Origin of the sequence: Sulfitobacter sp. DSM 110093, from assembly GCF_022788715.1 — a bacterium.
In the GTDB taxonomy this organism is placed as follows: Bacteria; Pseudomonadota; Alphaproteobacteria; order Rhodobacterales; family Rhodobacteraceae; genus Sulfitobacter.
On sequence record NZ_CP085168.1, the window covers coordinates 170133 to 188424 of the forward strand.

Consider the following 18292-nt stretch of genomic DNA (forward strand, 5'->3'; position numbering starts at 1 on the left):
AGCAGTGAACGTGGTTCACAAATTTCTGGAGGTAATTCACCCATGGCTACGCAAGCCCAAATCGATCAGATCGTACAGCTGTACATCGGCTACTTTGATCGCGCTCCCAACCCAACGGGGCTTAACTATTGGATCAATGAGCTAGATAACAACCCTGACATGTCCTACCTGGACATTGCACAGTCGTTCTCGGTTCAGCCCGAAGCGACAGGTCTTTATCCTTTCCTGGCGAACCCACAAGTGGCTTCCCCAGAGGCCTTTATTACAGCTGTTTACTTGAACCTGTTTAACCGCGCGCCCGATGCCGATGGCCTGGCGTACTGGGAAGGCGAATTGGCTGCGGGTAAATCCCCTGGTCGTATGATCATTGACATCCAGTCGGGTGCTCAGGATTCTGCTGATGGTCAAGACCTGACCATCCTGAACAACAAAACAGCCGTTGCGCTTGATTGGGTTCAGTCGACCGCAGACATCTCGGGCTTCTCCTACTTCAACGAAGACGGCAGCATCAATGCAGCTGCTGAAGCTTCCGCCAAAGGCGTTCTGGACGGTGTCGATGCGACAGAGGAATCCGTTGCTGAAGGCCAAGCCGAAACTGCTGCCTATTTGGACGCTTACGGCGAAACGGGCGCCATTGCTCTCGAAGTTGGCGTCGACAATCTGACCGGCACCTCCGGCGATGACGTGTTCAATGCGCCGATCGAACAAAACATGCTGGGCGCCGTGACCAACACCTTCGAATCCGGCGACACGCTGGACGGCGGCGAAGGCATGGACACGCTGAACGTGGACATGACGCTGACCACATCCGGCACAATTCCTGTTGGCCCCGCGATTTCTGCTACAACAAACAGCATCGAAGTTGTGAACCTGCGCGAGCAGACACTCAACATCGACACTGGCTTCAACGGCTCCAAAATCGACGCCGAGAAGATGATGGGTGTCGAGCAGTGGTGGTCTGACAACAGCCGCAGCAACATCCAGATCGAAGACATCCGCTCCAAGCCGATGGACACTGCCTTTGGTCTGAACGAAACGGATCCCGGTGCGGGTTTGAACGCCTACATCAACGCCAACTACCTGGAAGGCGACGTGGAGTCTGAATCCATCCTGACGCTGACCATCCAGGAAATTAACGCAGACGTGTTGGTTCCTGGCGCTGAGCTTTCCAACATTGCTGTTGGCAAAGTGACCTTCGATCTGGACGGTACTGAGTACGCGCTGGAATCTGCGGACATCACCGCAGCGAACACCTGGGCCGATCTTGAAGCTGCTTTGACAGCACAGATCGATGGCACAGCTGGCCTCGAAAACCTGACCGTGTCCCATGTTGGCGACGGTGTCTTCACCATCTCTGACAGCGAAGGCGGCGCATTGAGTGCAGACCCAGCCACAGCTGTTCTGCTGGGCTTTACTGGCATCGACGTGCGTAACCGCGTTGAAGTGGGTGAAAACCTCGAAACGCTGCCAACACGCACCACAGTATATCTCGATGACGCCGGCAACGGGTCTCAAGGTGGTGCTGTAAACGTCGCAGGCATGTCCGGCGAGCGCGGCATTGAAGTGATGGACGTTGTTGTCGATGACGACAGCCACATCTCGGCTCTGAGCTCGGTAAACCGCGGTGGTCTGAATGGTGAACAGCAGCTGGAAGTTGTGAACGTGACGCGCGGCAATGCCGACGGCACGCAGAACACCGGCGATCTGAAAATCGGCGTTCGTACCATCGACGCTGGCGGCGAAGAAACCACCACAGATGGTCGTTTGGCCGGTGGTCTTCAGAACGTTCGCGTCTTCAATGCTGAAGGTTTCGACGGTCAGACGATGATCGCTGCTGCTCTGAACTCCAACGACGTGTTCGACAAATATCTCGACCCCGACAATGGCGTTGTCCAGTTCACCTACCACATGGGTGATGCAGGCTCGAACACCAGCCTGTTCGTGCAGAATGAAGTTGCCGCAGATGATGACTTCACTCTCGACCTGATTGGTGGGGACGGTGAAGATCGTTTCAACCTGCGCGGTTTGGACGTTAAAGACACCACGTCTGTGGACGGCGAAGGCGGTGTTGACACTGTCGAGGTTAACACATCGGTTGACGGTAGCTTGGATGGTGCCGGTAACATGCGTGCCTGGGAATCTTTCACCAACGTTGAGAACCTGGTTATCGCAGGTAGCGGTGAATTCACTTACGATCCAGCGGTGTTTGACTTCATCGAAGGCAACATGATGGGTCTTGAGACCGTAGTCATCGCGACTGATGGCGACGGTGGTCTTGGTGACGACACCACGCTGATCAATCTGGATGAGGGTACGGACGCAGTCATCTCTGGTCGTAACCAAACGCTGAACGACAACGCGAACAACAACGCTGATCAGGATTTCCGTACAATCATTCTGGACGAAATCCAGGATGAAGTCGGTGTTGATACGGCGACTGTTGTGCTGGAAAACACAGCGCGTACGAATGGTGAGCTGACCGTCAACAACTTGACAGTGAGCAACCCAGAAGTAGGTGTCGATGCACTGGAAATCCAGTCCAACGGCCGGGCCCAAACTTCCAACCAGGTTACATCCTTCAACGCCGCGGCGCTGAATACATTGACCCTGGTAGGCACGCAGGACCTGACCATTGCTGTAGACGCTCTTGCGGATGCTAACGGGGCGGGTTCTGGCGCTGGTGCGGCTGCAACCATTGATGGTTCTGATCTGGCTGGTGATCTGGTTCTGGCCACTACTGGTGCTGTTCTGAACAACGCTGGTGCTGACAAAGTGACTGGTACTGCAGGTGCAAACGATACGCTGCAGCTCTCTGGTGTGCTTGCACCTGGCGCTGTCATCTCGGGCTTCGAAACCATCCAGTTCGGTGCGCCGTTCAATGGGTCTGCTGATGCTGCTTCCGGTGTGTTCAACGCAGCAACCGCGAGCGGTGTTGAAGAGTATGTGATCAACCTCCTCAGTGCTGATCTGGAGATGAACAACACTGCAGGTGATGAAGAGATCACAGTCAACACCAACCTGACTGATGTTGAAGGCAACAACCTGACGTTCATCGCAGCAGCCGAGGACAACAGCAACGCTCTGAACCTGAACTTCCGCGACCTTGATACGTCAAGTGTTGAAGGGGCGAACAATTTCGGTGCGGCTGAAATCTTTGTTGGTAACTATAATACTATCAACTTGGACCTTGATGACGATAATGCCACAGGGATCAATGCCTATACATTCGACCTGAACCTGTTGGATGACGATGGTGACAACGACGCCAGCGGTGCTGCCTACGATATCGATGAAGTGTTCGCTCGGACACTGAATATCACCGGTGGTGGTAACGATGATGGTAGCAATGTGGATACCGTTAGCTTCGCACCAGGCAGCCTGTCCAACGTTCTGTCCTTGATCGACTTCTCGGACTACGAAGGTGCAGTTGGGACTATGGTCGTAGACATTCAAGATCAGGCAGATGTGGATCGTAATATTACAATCCGCTTCAATGACCAGTCTGCGAACGTCACCGAAAACGATCTCGGTGTAGATGATGCGATTGTGACCTACGAGTTCACGCAGGATGTTGCGGATGCCTCTGATATCTGGACCATCACAGGCTTCGATGACTTTGCAACTGCGGGCTTGACCAGCTTGTCCATTCTGGATGTCTCTGGTCTCGGCATCACCGGTCTTGCTGACTTGAGCATCGTTGATGATGGGACCGACACGACCATTACTGCAAATGACCCTGCAGCGTCCGGTCTCGACTTCGAAATCTTCCTGTCCGGGACTACCGGCGGTCTCAACAACGAGAACTTCACGTTCGCGTAAGCTAAATCATAAGGCAGGGTTTTCTCTGTCGACGGAAAGCCCCCAGAATTTCTGGGGGCTTTTCACTTTTAATAGGCCTGTAAGGGTTTTCCATTTCCAGGTGATGCGTAATCAAGACGCACGCCATTTGTGGGTAGGTGGATAAGCGCCAACGCGCTTGGCTGGAGCGCGAAAAAAGATATACCGTCTTTACCTGTGCCCCCCTTCAAAGATACGGGAGTGCGGGTGCACTGGAGGGAGCAGGTAAAGAGCGACTATGGCGACGATATATTATGATCTTTCTGAGCTATTTTTGTCTGCGGGCTCCAAATTTAAGTATTACGGTATTGCCCGCACAGTACTTGAGGTTGGGTATGAACTGGCCAACGCCTCCGCTGATGTTCGCTTTGTCATATTTTCCCCTGCACACGACCGATTTTTTGAAATCACACCGCGTATCGGCGCCGCCTCGGCGAATGGTGTGTTGGATCTAAACTTGCCGGTTGAAGCGAAGCCTGTCCGGCTCCGATATAGCCACCCAAATGCGCATGGGTTGCGCGATACACTTCAGCCGCTGATGCGCCGCATCGCTAGAAAAGTCAGTTTGAGACGATGGCGTCGCTCGGTCCCCGAGGGCCGTACGCGCGACGTTGACCTCGAAGGCCAAATACTTGTGTCTTTAGGGCGCCCAAAAATGATGTCTGACTATCTTGTGGCAATGGATGAAGCGGGCGTTCGAACGCGGTTCTTTCCTTTGTTGCACGATATGATCCCGTTGCATGAATATGCCCATCCGCGGCAAAGTATGTTTGCCCGGAATTTTGCGCATGATAACCGCATCGTAGTACAGCATGCTGAAAAACTGCTGACCAACTCTGTTTTTACCAAAGATGAGATTGAACAGTTTTCGACTGCAGGGCGTATGTGCTCACTTCCGCCTGTGTTGTCGGTGCCACTCGCGCAAGAAATGCGTAAATCAGATGAGCCTATCAATCTTGATTTGCCCGAGACGCCTTATTTGCTCGGGGTCGGGATGATGACAGGTCGAAAGAATCTCGAGTGCCTTGTGAAAGCAATGCATCACTTGGATGAGACGGGCCGCCCAGTGCCTGATCTTATTTTGGCCGGGGCCAAACGAAAACGCACTTTAGAATATGTGAACCGGCCCGAATACGCCTCCATCAGGGATAAAATACGGTTTGTTCTAGACCCGAACCAAGCCGAGTTGGCAAAGATTTACGAGAATGCACTGGCTCTGGTCATTCCCAGTTGCATGGAAGGGTGGGGGCTTCCACTTGGAGAAGCGCTCTGGCTGGGAACACCGGGAATAGCGTCTGATATACCAGCTTTGCGAGAGGTCGGTGGGGATTTGGCTGAGTATTTCGACCCTGCTGACCCGCGGTCACTTGCTGATATCATCGACCAATTGAGCTCTAATCCAAATAATTACGAGATTCTGAAAGCCAAAATCGCGCAAAGCCGCACTGATCTGCGCACCTGGCAACACGTTGCACAAGATATCCTTGTCGCCGTTTCCTCCAGCGAGAGCTCTGATCTCGAACAAAGCTAACGAAGTGCCAGCTTTCCATTTGGGGCGAGATTGATAAAGATTGCTACGGATTCTGCATTTATGTGCAATACCGCACTTTATGCAGGGCGCAGCGAGGAGGGAAATGCAAAAATGTTGATCACTCTTCGCCCCATTGTGGGCGCAAACTAGAATAGGCGAAATTGCGCAGCTTGATTTTTTAATTGGCTGAGGGGCTTTTGTTCCCGCGGAAACTTGCCTACAAAACGGCAATATAATTTTCTATTGAGGAGGGGCTGTTTGATGGCCAAAGTAACGATTGACGGTCGTGAGTACGATTCTGATAATTTGAGCGATGATGCGAAACAGCAGCTGGCAAATGTTCAAATCTGTGAGCAACAGGTGCAAAAGCTCCAACGTGAGATCGCAATCACGCAAACGGCTCGCCAAGCTTACATTAGTGCTCTGAAAGAAGCTCTTCCAACCGACAGCTAACGAGGTCAGATTGGCCGACCTGCTTAAGGCGCATTTGTTTCGCGTAAGTAGGTCATCTCAACGCAGCTATAGATGGGCCATATTCAGGCCCATTTTTTCTATGACACAAAGGGTTTTTGACGTAGGGTAAGGCATCCACTGTTCTGAGGATGGGAACCCACTTTAGCTAAGTTATTCGAGGGAAAGCTGCTTTATGTCGGCACCAACTGCATTGAAACAGGCCTATGGGCGGTTCCGCGCCATTCTGATGGCTACGGTAATCTTCAGTTTTTTCGTAAACCTGCTGATGTTTGTAGGTCCGCTCTACATGCTTCAAATCTATGACCGCGTGCTCTCCAGTCGGAGTGAGTACACGCTGATCATGATTACGAGCGTGGCGGTGGGGCTTTTGGTAACCTACGGGCTACTCGAATTTATTCGCTCAAGAATGCTGGTCCGGGCAGGTTTGGAATTCGACGAAGCGCTGTCAGGTCCTATGTTTTCCAGGGTGGTTCGCCTGCAATTGGCAAACCCCAATGGCGGTGCGCGCACCGCATTGGGAGACGCCGACCGGGTGCGTGATTTCATCACCGGTCAAGGCATTTTGGCCTTTTTTGATGCACCTTGGACGCCCCTGTTTCTGGCGCTGTGCTTCGCTTTCCATCCTTGGCTTGGGGTTGTGGCCACCACAGGTGCCGTCATCATCTTTATCTTAGCCTTGCTAAATGAGCTGCTCACGCGCTCCGCGCTGAAAGAGGCTAATAATGCAGGCCAAGGGTCCGCGCATTTTGCCAGCGCTGCTTTGCAGAATGCGGATGTCATTCAGGCCATGGGTATGGGCAAAGAGCTGTCTGGCCGCTGGCTTAAGCAACGCGAAGTCATGCTCAGCAGCCAAGCCTCAGCAAGTGACTGGGCCGGATTTATCATGTCCTGCTCCAAGTTCGTGCGCATGAGCCTGCAGGTCGCCATTCTGGGGACGGGCGCTTACCTTGCCATGAACCAGCAGATCTCCCCCGGCATCATGATCGCAGCCTCGATTGTTATGGGCCGCGCACTTGCCCCCGTTGAGCAAGCTGTGGGCCAGTGGAAGCAGTTCATCTCCGCGCGCCAAGCCAATGAGCGCTTAGGCAAGCTTTTTGATAGCGTTCTGGATGAGACCGATAGGTTGGAGCAACCAGCCGCAAAAGGCGCTCTGTCGCTTGAGGGGGTCTCAACCGTGGTGCCAGGGTCCCGAGACCCGCTCCTCAAAGGCATTACCTTTAGTCTTGAGGCCGGCAATGTACTTGCCGTGATTGGGCCAAGCGGATCGGGCAAATCTACGCTCGCGCGTGTGCTTGTCGGTGTGACAGGGGCCGCAGCAGGGGCTGTACGTCTTGACGGGACAGAGCTCAATCACTGGGACCCGGATCAGTTGGGCGGCTCGATCGGCTACCTAGCGCAAGAGGTTAAGCTCTTTTCCGGAACGGTTGCCGAGAACATTGCCCGCTTTACCACGGGAGCCACCGATGAGGAGATCATTGCGGCAGCCCAGCTTGCCGGGGCCCATGAGATGATCCAGGGCCTTCGGGAAGGCTATGCGACAGAAATCGGCGATGGCGGCGCGCAGCTTTCAGGTGGGCAACGTCAGCGTGTCGGGCTTGCGCGGGCAATTTTCCGCACCCCAAGCTTGATCGTTTTGGATGAGCCCAACTCCAACCTCGACAGCGAAGGCGAAAACGCTCTGGCACAATGTTTGCTTGCGCTGAAAGCGCTCGGCAAGACTGTTGTGGTCATCACTCATAAGGCGAACTTGCTGTCCACATCTGATAAGACCCTCATGTTGAGCAACGGCGCTGTTCAAAAGATGTTGGACACAAAAGACCTGTTGAAACCAAAACAGCCTGAAACACCGCCTCAGCAAGCCGCTGCCAGAGTTACGAACATTGGTGCCTGATGCGTAGAGTTTTAGTTTCAAATAGGAATATCGCATCGCTTTATTCCCAAACAAGAAGTGTGGGCTCATGAAGACTTCTCCACGGTTTTATGCCCGGCTGGGGTATTTGGTCATCCTCCTGATCTTCGGAGGGCTGGGAAGCTGGGCTGCGACGGCCGTGATCGATAGTGCTGTGGTCGCTCCAGGTACTGTTGCTTTGGAAGGGGACAGGAAGGTCGTCCAACACCTAAATGGCGGTATTATCCGAGAGATCCGGGTAAGAGAGGCCGATCAGGTTGAGGAAGGTGATGTGCTCCTTCTTCTCGATAGCATTGAGGCCAGATCAAACCTAAATTTGCATATGCAGAGGCTTAATGTTGCACGGGCGACCGAAGCGCGGTTGCTCGCTGAGCAAACCTCGCAAGAAGAAGTCGAGTTCCCCGAGGACCTGGTGAAGTCAGAAGATCCAAGGGTGCAAGGTGCCTTGCGTACGCAGGGTCAAATATTTTCGGATCGACGATCCATTTTGCTCTCGCAGACAGAAATCTTGGAGTATCGGTTGGAGCAGCTAAACGAGCAGATCGTTGGGCTTGATCAACAAAAAGATGCTATGGAGCGTCGGGTTGCGCTGCGCCTAGCTCACTTGGACAGATTGCAATCTGGCGAACAAAAAGGGGTGATCGAAAGCAACCGTTTGGTAGAACTCGAAGACACCCTGATTGAGACTGAAGCCAGTTTGGGGGAGGTTATCTCAGAGGCGTCCCAAGTGCGGGGAGCGACGGGCGAGGCCCGCTTGAACCTGCTTAAGCTGGTGCAAGAGTACCGTGAGCGCGCCAATATTGAGTTGAAAGATGTACAAGCTGAGATCTCGGAGCTTACAGAGCGTGTTTTAGTGGCCAAAGACACGCTGGACCGTACCGTCATCCGAGCGCCGACATCTGGATCAGTCCAAGACTTGCAGGCAACCACTGTCGGGTCGGTTGTGCGGTCAGGTGAAGTTCTGATGGAAATCGTGCCGATGGACGAAAACCTCGTCATCGACGCACGTGTGGCGCCAGTGGATATCGACAGCGTTGTCCCAGGCATGGAGACGGAAGTCCGTCTAAGTGCTTTCAAAACAAAGCTGTTGCCCATCGTCTTCGGCACCGTCCAATCTGTTTCAAGCGATGTGATAAGTCCCAAGGACCCCAACGATTTGCCTTATTATCTGGCACGCATTCATGTTCCTGAAGCGAATCTACCTGAGGGTATCAAGGGCAACCTGACACCCGGGATGCCAGGAGATGCCGTTATTGTAACCGGGGAGCGGACAGTGCTGAATTACCTCGTTTCTCCCTTGTCAGAGGCTGTTTCAAAGAGCTTTCGAGAGGAATGAGAGGCGTAAGAGCTATGTGCACGTATAAGAGGAGGATAGCGGTCGTAGAGAATCTTTGAACGTCATTGATGTAGCAGGGAAAATGGTGCTACATTACTTTACGTTTATTGAATCCTAGATATGGAAGCCAGGCCGATGCTCGCTGATTGCGACAGTGTAAGAAAGAACGCGCAGGACCAACGCCGTGAAATGGGCGCTTGGCTGAAGTGCCTCCGCGAAACGCAGGGGCTTTCGCAGCGTGATCTCGCGAACATTTTGTCGCTCGAGTATTACACATTTATTTCTCAGCTTGAGAATGGCCGTGGCAAGATACCTAGCAGCAGGTATGTCGAATGGGCGAATGCGCTTGGCCAAGAGCCTCGTTCGTTCGTAATGACCTTGCTGTCTTATTATGACCCGATCACCCATGATATTTTATTTGGAACAAAGGCGCAGGCCCACTGAGTTCATAACTCCGGTCGGTTTGCTTTACACTCTGAGGCACACCTATGTCGGAAGTCATTAAATTCCCACGCCACAAGACCGATGAAACGACACGCAAACGCGGCGACAGTGGGACATATTCCCTCTCCAGCCTCGTTGAAGGCGCCATGCCGTTGGAGACTTTCCAAGACAGCCCTCTCTTGCAATTGGGTTCGCGCCAAAAGCGCATAGCAGGAAGACCGCCTCGCAATAAAGACGCGGCGGCGGGAGTGGCCAGCTATGATTGGTCCAATCAAGAACTCGCCACATTATTCCGCATCAATCGGCTTTTGAACCTAGCTGACCTTACGATTGCAACCGATCGTGGTGTTACTGATGAGGGCGATCCTTGGTTCGTTTTCCTGGACCCGAAAGGTGAGGTTTTTGTTCACCTTTGCCGTATTCGCGCGATTTATATGCTCGACAGCCCCTCTCAGAGCGCTGTTGTCAAAGGACATAGCCTCAATGATCTTGTTGATGCCTATATTCAGCAGCTGGGGATGGCCAAAGAGAATAAGTCTAAGGCACGGCAAAACATCATCCAGCTTGCAGAAGCAAAGGATCGCAAAGTAACTGTGCATCCCGCTGCAGCTTTGGCCGCTTTGATTTGGACAATTTACTTGCAATCGGATGAAGCGAGCGCCGCGGTCACGCCGGAGGAGGATGTCGTTGAGGAGGCTGCGCCTGAGATCCTCGCAGAGCCCGTCTTTTTTGACGCCACGGTTCCAGAAGCAATAACAACCTTCTCTCTTGCTGAAGAGGCCACATTGCTTTCGGCAGAGACGCATATCGGGCATGATCCAGATCATGCGGAAAAATCAGTAAACCTCACATTGCCTGCAAACTACGTCGGCATGGGCCTCAGCGCCCTTGCACTGACCTATGGTCTAGATCCGTTCCTCGGAAAGGTTGCGCAGACTGCTGGGTTGTTCTCCAACGGTACTTCTGGAGAAAAAGACAAAATCAGCGAGACAGATCAGAAGTCGCTCGAGACCATGTTGCTGAGCATCTCTGGTGCCGATTGGAACATCCTGCAGGACTTTGGCGAAAATGCAGAGGGCATCTGGAGCTCTCTGCTGGACTTCGATCTCTTTGCAAGCAGCCTTGTGAGTTCACAAGTTGAGACCATAGTGTCAGAGCTCATGCAGGCCATGGAAGTCACCGCAAGCCTGTTGACCACCGAGCAACTCTCGAAAGCGCCTTTATTGGCTCTTGCGGTGGGTAGCGAGGTCTTCAGCAACATGAGGAACAAGGCGTATCCTTTTGAAGATGAAGGAAAAGGGGATTCTTCTGAGATGGCTCTCACTAAAGCCTCTCAGTTGAAAGAGACCGCTGAAAATGACAGCGTTTCAATGACTGACATGCCAGAAATCCATGTCGAGAGCAGCTACGTACTTGCGAATTCCCTGCCTTCTGATGTTGCTGCTGTGTTGAAAGAATTTGGGTTCTCCACCACAGGCAACATCATAACAAATGCCACGGCGCAGGATTATCTATCAGACTTTGGTCAGGCTTCGGCAACAAACGACACTGGCGTTATTCGACCTGAGGGCCAGCTTGAGAAGTACGACCAATCTGTAAGGGACTTTATCAGCTTTTTGATGGCAAACGCTGAAGATGTACAAATGATCTCTTATGAAACAGAGTTGGTGATCATTGATGAGGCCACACTCCATCAGGACAGCTCGTTGACGTATATTAAGAGCTGGGATCTTGATGATGGTGGTCGGATTTCCACGATTGGGCTAAAAGCTGATTTTGAAGCTTTTGACCTTATCGCTTGATCAGAGCCACCGGCTAGGTCTGACGGCCGGTGGCAGGCTTTAGATGCCTAGTGGGTGTTGTCACGTTAACTCGCTGGAGGCATTTGATGGACCGGAATGACTTCAAGAGAAGCATGTTCGCCCATGGCATAATGGACTTCCTGAACATTCGGCCGATCAATATCGGCAAAAAGGTAAGCGCTGTCTTCTTCTAATGCTCAGAGAGGAATTCCCCGCTCCATCAGCTTAACGGAACCGTGAAAATCAATGGGCCGCAGACGGCGCTTACGGTACACCTCATGGGTCTGACCGTTGCAGATACATAGCGACGTTTTCAGCTGGCATCTTGAAGCCGCGACCGTCGGAGACCCGCTCAGTGCTGATAGGGTATTTTGGTCTGTTAGGGTTGATCCCAACGATCCGGTGGAGGTCTCCACCGGTTTTAAACGTTCGGCGATAATCAGATGGCTCCAGCCCAAAATGAGGTGCGAGGTAACCACTCGATTGGGACCACCTGCCTGATCTGCTGATGATTTGCTAAGAGACGTGCTTAACGACGTCGTTAGCGACGTGTCTTAGGTGGGGGTCGGCTATGCGTGGTGAGATACTGGGGTTTGAACGTCGGCGGCGCTGGAGCGACGAAGAGAAGCTTGGAATTGTCATGTCGGTGGACACGGATGGTGCGACGGTCACGCAGGTGGCGCAGCGCCACGAGATCACGCGGCAACAGATCTATGCGTGGCGGCATGATCTGAAGAACAAAGGACTTTGGTCGCCTGACGCAGGTGCGCTCTTCCTTCCTTTCGATATTCCTGAACACGGCGTTCCCGCCATCGCTGACACACCCACCGTCGCGGCCCCGATGGCTGTCGAACTGCGCTTGCGCAACGGCCGCAGCCTGCACTTCGACAGCAACATGGCTGCCTTGGCGCTGACGCAGCTAATCCGTGCTGTGGAAGCAGTATGATTGGTCCGGGCACTGGCGTTCGCGTCTACGTGGCTTGCGGTGTCACGGACATGCGCAAGGGCATTGCTGGTCTTGCTGCGCTGACCCAGGATGTCCTGCGCCAGAAGCCGACGGGCGGTGCGGTCTTCGCCTTTCGCGGCCGCAGGGGAGATCGGCTCAAGCTTCTGTATTGGGACGGTCAGGGCTTTTGCCTCTATTATAAAGTCCTGGAACGCGGCCGCTTCCCTTGGCCTGCAATGACCGAGGGGGCCGCCCGTCTGACGTCCGCGCAGCTTGCAATGTTGTGGGAAGGCATTGACTGGCGCAGGCCGGATTGGGGCGCGCCGCCCGCTCGCGTGGGCTGAATATATAGGCTAAAACGCTTTGTTTTTATGGCGCTATCACGTGCATTGTGGTAGCCATGTGCATGTCGAATGTAACGCAAAACCTCCCCGATGATCCCGCCATATTGAAGGCGATGATTGCGGCTTTGCAGGCGGAAAATGCCAAGATCTCGGCGACATTGCGGGTCCACGACCAGCTGGTTCAGGCCCTCCGCCTGCGGATCGCAAAGTTGCAGAAGCTGGCCTTCGGCAAGTCATCGGAAAAGATCGAGCGCGAGATCGAGCAGCTGGAACTGGCCCTTGAAGACTTGCTACTGGCCGTGGCCGAGGGCGATGAAGCGCCCATCGACGAAGGTCAGGACGAGCCGGCACCGGATGATCCCTCTGCGCCCGCGCTGCGTCGACGTCCACGTGTCTCGGATGCGACACCGCGCGAGCGTCGTGAACTTGATCCCGGCACATGCTGCGCTGACTGTGGCGGCGATCTGCGCGTGGTGGGTGAGGATGTCAGCGAACTGCTGGACATGATTGCAGCCCAGATGAAGGTGGTTCAGATCGCCCGGATCAAGAAGTCCTGTCGCCGCTGCGAGCGGATGGTGCAGGAGCCTGCACCCAGCCGTCCGATCCCGGGCAGCATGGCAGGCCCGAACCTGCTGGCTCATATTTTAGTCGCGAAGTTTGACGATCATCTTCCCTTATATCGCCAGCACGAGATCTTCGCCCGCATGGGCGCAGACATCCCCGAGACCACCCTTGTGGGCTGGTGCGGGCGGGCCATGAAGGCCTTGTCGCCACTGATCGAACGGATCGAGGCTGACATCATGGGCAGCGACCTGCTGCATGCGGATGACACGCCGATCCGGGTGCTGGACCGATCTTTGCGCGACAAAGGGCTTGGTAAAGGCGTCAGGCAGGGACGGATCTGGGCCTATGTGCGTGACCAGCGCCCATGGGCGGGGGATGCGCCACCTGGAGCCGTCTATCGGTTTGCGCCGGATTGGAAGGAGGAGCATGTCTTGGACCACCTGGCTAATGCCAGCGGTATCCTTCAGGCAGACGGTTACAAGGGTTATGCCAAGCTTTACGCGCCTGGACCTGATGGTTTGCCTCGTTTACGCGAGGCTTCCTGTTGGGCGCACCTGCGCCGTGACTTCCACGACTTCTGGGCATCGACCAAATCCGAGATCGCCCGCGAGGCGCTCGACCAGGTCGGCAAACTCTATGACGTTGAGCGCGATATCAGTGGCCAGCCTGCTGACGTCCGTTACGCGGCACGTCAAAAGTTCAGCCTGCCGAAGGTTGAGGCGTTCTTTACTTGGTCCGAGCAACAGCTCTTGGGCATCCCGGGAAAGAGCAATTTGGCCAAGGCCTTCCGCTATGGCCTCAACCGTCGGGAAGCCTTCAGCTTGTTCCTGGAAGACGGTCGCGTGGCCATCGACAATAATCCAGCTGAACGCGCCCTGCGACCGATTGGAATCGGAAGAAAGAACTGGCTGTTTGCCGGGGCCGACACCGGTGCAGAAACACTCGCCCGCGCCATGACGATCATTGAAACCGCAAAGCTAAACGGCCTCAACCCACAGGCCTATCTCGCTGACATCCTCGACCGCATCCATGATCACAAGATCAACCGCTTAGATGACCTGCTGCCGTGGAACTGGGTGCCGATGGCTGCGCAAAACAATCAAGCTGCATAAGCGCGGTATCAATGGAGCGGTTACGGTGCGAGCACCTCGAACATGGCTTTGTCCGGCGAGTAGATTGTGCCGTCTTCCATCGGAATGCCGACGCGAAAGCCGATGCTGAAGCTATGACGCAGATCGATATCACTCAATTCACCGTCTTCGACCATCAGGCCATGTGTTTCCGCCACGGTCAGGCAGGCTTTCATCATATCCCGGCGCAGACGCTCACAAAGCTCGGGCGTCAGATTGCGCGGCGGTGACATCTTGGTGCTGGTCGGCGCCGGTGGTGTTTCCTTGGGAGGCCTTGGTTTGCGCGTGTTCTTTTTCATGGGGTTTCTGCCTCGGTAGTGTTGATCGCTGAGACCATTTGAGCCTTTGCTTTGTAGACGGTGCCGCTGCCCGCCGGGATTTTCGCGAAACGTTTTTGACCTTGGTGGTATCACATCTGTCGATCGAGACGACGGGGCAGTTGGAGCGGGCACTCATTGAGCCGTTAGGGTTGGCATTCAAGGGATGAGCAATACAGACTTCGTAGAGTTTATCGCCTAACATGAGCGAAGGTCTGCCGCTGCGGAACTCTAGATGGCGGTAGACCATCGGTCTTATACGTAATCAGAAACCTTCTTTTTATGGCGAACGATGCGGAATTTATGGCGAACGATGCGGAAACTGACGATCGGCTTTCTTGTTGCAATGGGTATCTCGGCCTCTGATTTGGGGGCCGAGCCCTTTGGAATCTGGCTTACGGAAACCGGCCGAACTGGCGCCTATTTGCACGTTGAGGTTGCGCCCTGCAAAGGAAATCGGACGCTGCTTTGCGGGTATATCCATGAAACGTTTAGAACCCCGCATACAGAGATCGTCGGGCGGCCAATTTTCTGGGATCTTGAACAAGTAAGCGCAAACCAATGGGTGAATGGCAGGGTTTGGGATGCCGAAAACCGCAAGGTGTACAGGGCTAAGGTTACCCTACACAAAACCGAACTGCGCGTTGAAGGCTGTCTTGGCATAATATGTGACGGACAAAGCTGGAAACGTGTAAGGTAATGCACACGTCGGGGGAGGATAGAAGAACACCATGACATCCATCGCTCTTCGGTCACGAAAGTACTCTGCGCTCTCAGACTATCAACGCCGCATGCTGTCTGCAGCGCTTGATCCCGATACGCCTGCTGCATTTCATTTGGATCAAACAATTTCATGGGCCTTGCGGATCACCCCCGGAGTAAGCTTTCGTACTCTGCGCCGCGCATTCGATGAGCTGGTTGAAAGGCATGATTCATTGCGGCTGCGCATGGTCGAGATCGGCAGCAGCTGGCATGCTGAGATCCTGCCCAAACATCCACTAGGATTGATTGTCGAAGACCTAGGAGAGATGTCCGAAGAGAGACAAAGGGACGTGATCGCAGCCTATTGCGCGACACCGTTGACGGCGTTGTCTGAGGCGATGTTCGAGATGCAATTGTTGAAGTTCGGGGGCGCGGGAGATGTGATCCTGGCGCGGATCCATCATACGATCATTGATGGTTACAGTCTGGCTTTACTGTTTGAGGAGCTGCTTAAACATGTGTTGAACATGCCTGTCAGTGAGGCGCCTCTATCCCATGCGGATTTCATGGCCTACCGCAATAATCAGTTGGCGGAGAACGCGTCTATAAAGGATGACTTTTGGCGCGATGCCCTCTGCCCGCTGCCGCAGCGATTGAAACTTGGGCGCCAGGCAAAAGGACTCCCCCCTTTGTCGATGCGCAATACAGGGCCAACAAATACACTAAAAAACTTTCTCAAGCCGCAGACGATTGCCCGGATCGATGCTTTGTCCAAAAGCACCGAAGTGTCAGCTTTTTGCCACTTGCACGCGGCGTTTTCAGAGACCCTTTGTGCTCAAGCGGGACAAGATGCGGTGCTGGTTCATAGCATTGTGGGGCGTCGAGATGCAGCAATTGCGTCCTTCATCGGCGCTGAAATGCTTTTGTTTCCTTTGAAGTATTGCCAAGGATCAGGAGCGGCTTGGGTCTCCCAGCAAGTCGCGGCCTCATCTGAGATGGTGCCTACCAAAGCGTTCTCTAAGGAGACCAGGCTGGGGCGAGAGCTGCAGACTGAAGAGGGGGATTGGTACCGGTTTCTTGTGCATATCCCTACGCCAACAGGTCGTATTTCGTCTTCTCCATTTCGCAAGGTTTTTGAGGAGACCCTTGGGGGGAAGATCAGCTTCGGGTTTATCACCTTGGAAAGAATAGAACTGCCCAAGAGCACAGAGACCGATTTTGAAGCCCAACTTAATATCTATCCAACAAAAAGTGGCCCGCAAGCTTCTCTCGTTGCTGATGCTGCCGGCTGGAGCAATGATGACCTTCAGCAACTGGCACAAGAGATAGAGGTGCGCGTGCAAGGTTAAAATCCTGACCTGCGATAGTTTCGTAAGGGCTTCACAGAAGGCAAAGCACTTTCTTATATTTTCGAGGGATCAGCTTCAAAAGCGACGATCTTAACGCTTGGGTTTTGGTAGTGCACTTCTGACAAACTGGGACCAGTTCTCCTTTGTTGCGTGAAGCAACCTTACCATGCAATGTTTTCTCAATCATGAGATGCCACTATTGAGCGGGCGCACCTGTGGGGAAGACATAGAAAGCATATGACAGTTCCGACACCTGCTCTGCGACAAGGAAAATATTTTCCCCTCTCTTACTACCAGCAGCGTATGTTGGCGGCGGCCCTTGATCCAGAAACCTCGGTGGGGTTTCATATCAACCAAACGATTTCATGGGCCGTTCGTATCACGCCTGGTGTGAGTTCTCGCACCCTGCGCCGTGCCTTTGATCAACTTGTGCTCAGACATGATTCCTTGCGGCTTCGTTTTGTTGAGTTGGGTAATGTCTGGCGCGCCGAGATCCTGCCAAATCACCCGATCGGATTGATCATAGAAGAGTTAGGGGAGATGTCCGAAGCGGCGCAAAAGAAGGCCATTATGGCGCGCTGTGCAAAACCGCTGACGGCGCTTTCTGATCCAATGTTTGAAATGTGCCTGCTTAAGTTCGGCGGCGCGGGAGATGTGATCTTGGTGCGGGTCCATCATGCGATCATCGACGGCTATAGCATTGTCCTGCTGCTTGAAGAGCTGCTCAAACACGCACTGAGCATGCCTGTCTCTGAAAGCCCTTTGTCTCACGGGGACTTCATTTCCCACCGCGGCAAACAAATACTGACGCGCGCAGAGGAAAAAGATGCATTTTGGAGAGAGGGGTTGTTCCCCTTGCCGGAGAAGTTGAACATTGGCCGCAAGGCGCAGGGTTTGCCAGATTTGTCCCCAAAAAATATAAGTAAAACCAACACGTTGAATGACGTTCTGGCGCCTCAGGTCTCCGCTCAGGTGGAGGTCTTAGTCAAAAATACGGGTGTTTCGGCTTTTTGTCATCTGCACGCGGCCTTTTCCGAAACGCTGTGCGCTCAGGCCGGCCAAGGGGCGGTATTGGTCCACAGCGTTGTGGGGCGGCGAGAAGCGGCGGTAGCTTCTTTTATTGGTGCCGAAATGCTCGAGTTCCCCTTGCGCTACTCCTGTGGATCAGGGGCCGGCTGGGTGTCGGAACAGATATCAGCCTCTGCTGAGATGTTGCCGACCTCGGCCTTGGATGATGATACCCTCATGGGACAAGAAATCCGTGCTAAGGCGGATTGGATGCGGTTTCTCGTTCATATCCGAACCCCTACAGGGCGTTTCTCAACCTCTCCGTTTCGGAAAATCTTTGAAGAGGCTATGATTGGGAAAATATCTTTCGGCTTTTTAACGATGGAACGCATAGATCTGCCCAAAGAATCTGACAGCGGATTTGAGCTCCAAATGAACGTCACTTCCAGCCCCCAAGGGCCCCAAGCATCTCTGATTGGGAACGCAGCCTCTTGGGGGCAAGCTGATTTGGGACAATTGGCGCAGGAGATTGATGCCAGAGTGCAGCGCAACTGACGAGAATGTTGGCCCTCCATTTATCAATATTTACCGTAGGGGCG

At 53.7% G+C, this 18292-nt stretch carries 13 protein-coding genes; 12 read left to right on the top strand and 1 reads right to left on the bottom strand.

All coding sequences use genetic code 11. The features are described from left to right. Positions 1 to 42: 42 nt before the first annotated feature. The 10 genes from DSM110093_RS17565 to DSM110093_RS17610 all read left to right on the top strand — a co-directional run bounded on the left by DSM110093_RS17565 (position 43) and on the right by DSM110093_RS17610 (position 14299). Positions 43 to 3819, top strand: coding sequence for a DUF4214 domain-containing protein (locus DSM110093_RS17565; RefSeq protein WP_243267750.1), 3777 nt, complete (start codon positions 43 to 45; stop codon positions 3817 to 3819). A gap of 256 nt (positions 3820 to 4075) precedes the next feature. Continuing rightward, positions 4076 to 5368 (top strand): glycosyltransferase, encoded by a 1293-nt coding sequence (locus DSM110093_RS17570; RefSeq protein ID WP_243267751.1) that lies wholly within the window; start codon positions 4076 to 4078, stop codon positions 5366 to 5368. 261 nt (positions 5369 to 5629) lie between these two features. Then, positions 5630 to 5821, top strand: coding sequence for a DUF6447 family protein (locus DSM110093_RS17575; protein ID WP_243263262.1), 192 nt, complete (start codon positions 5630 to 5632; stop codon positions 5819 to 5821). 193 nt (positions 5822 to 6014) lie between these two features. Beyond that, positions 6015 to 7733: a type I secretion system permease/ATPase gene (locus DSM110093_RS17580; protein WP_243267752.1), complete on the top strand. Its 1719-nt coding sequence runs from the start codon at positions 6015 to 6017 to the stop codon at positions 7731 to 7733. A 67-nt stretch (positions 7734 to 7800) separates the two neighbouring features. Continuing rightward, positions 7801 to 9087 carry an HlyD family type I secretion periplasmic adaptor subunit gene (locus DSM110093_RS17585; protein ID WP_243267753.1) on the top strand — a complete coding sequence of 429 codons (1287 nt, stop codon included), beginning with the start codon at positions 7801 to 7803 and terminating at the stop codon, positions 9085 to 9087. Positions 9088 to 9222: 135 nt separating this feature from the next. Beyond that, positions 9223 to 9531 carry a helix-turn-helix transcriptional regulator gene (locus DSM110093_RS17590; RefSeq protein WP_243263259.1) on the top strand — a complete coding sequence of 103 codons (309 nt, stop codon included), beginning with the start codon at positions 9223 to 9225 and terminating at the stop codon, positions 9529 to 9531. A 44-nt stretch (positions 9532 to 9575) separates the two neighbouring features. After that, positions 9576 to 11333 (top strand): hypothetical protein, encoded by a 1758-nt coding sequence (locus DSM110093_RS17595; protein ID WP_243267754.1) that lies wholly within the window; start codon positions 9576 to 9578, stop codon positions 11331 to 11333. A 571-nt stretch (positions 11334 to 11904) separates the two neighbouring features. Next, a complete protein-coding gene (locus DSM110093_RS17600) occupies positions 11905 to 12279 on the top strand; it encodes a transposase (protein WP_243266315.1) in 375 nt (124 codons plus the stop codon). Continuing rightward, a complete protein-coding gene (gene tnpB / locus DSM110093_RS17605) occupies positions 12276 to 12623 on the top strand; it encodes an IS66 family insertion sequence element accessory protein TnpB (protein ID WP_086055032.1) in 348 nt (115 codons plus the stop codon). The genes DSM110093_RS17600 and tnpB overlap by 4 nt, the downstream gene beginning before the upstream one ends. A gap of 62 nt (positions 12624 to 12685) precedes the next feature. Next, complete coding sequence (locus tag DSM110093_RS17610; RefSeq protein ID WP_243266316.1) at positions 12686 to 14299, top strand: IS66 family transposase; 1614 nt, start codon at positions 12686 to 12688, stop codon at positions 14297 to 14299. A gap of 20 nt (positions 14300 to 14319) precedes the next feature. On the opposite strand, the gene DSM110093_RS17615 is transcribed toward DSM110093_RS17610, so the two are convergent. Further along, the gene (locus tag DSM110093_RS17615) at positions 14320 to 14616 is read right to left on the bottom strand and encodes a hypothetical protein (RefSeq protein WP_243267755.1); all 297 of its coding nucleotides are present in this window, start codon (positions 14614 to 14616) and stop codon (positions 14320 to 14322) included. 749 nt (positions 14617 to 15365) lie between these two features. Here DSM110093_RS17615 and DSM110093_RS17620 point away from each other — a divergent pair. Together DSM110093_RS17620 and DSM110093_RS17625 are read left to right on the top strand one after the other, a co-directional pair. Beyond that, positions 15366 to 16685, top strand: coding sequence for a condensation domain-containing protein (locus tag DSM110093_RS17620; RefSeq protein ID WP_243267756.1), 1320 nt, complete (start codon positions 15366 to 15368; stop codon positions 16683 to 16685). Positions 16686 to 16922: 237 nt separating this feature from the next. Further along, a complete protein-coding gene (locus DSM110093_RS17625; RefSeq protein WP_243267757.1) occupies positions 16923 to 18248 on the top strand; it encodes a condensation domain-containing protein in 1326 nt (441 codons plus the stop codon). The last annotated feature ends 44 nt before the right edge of the window (positions 18249 to 18292 follow it).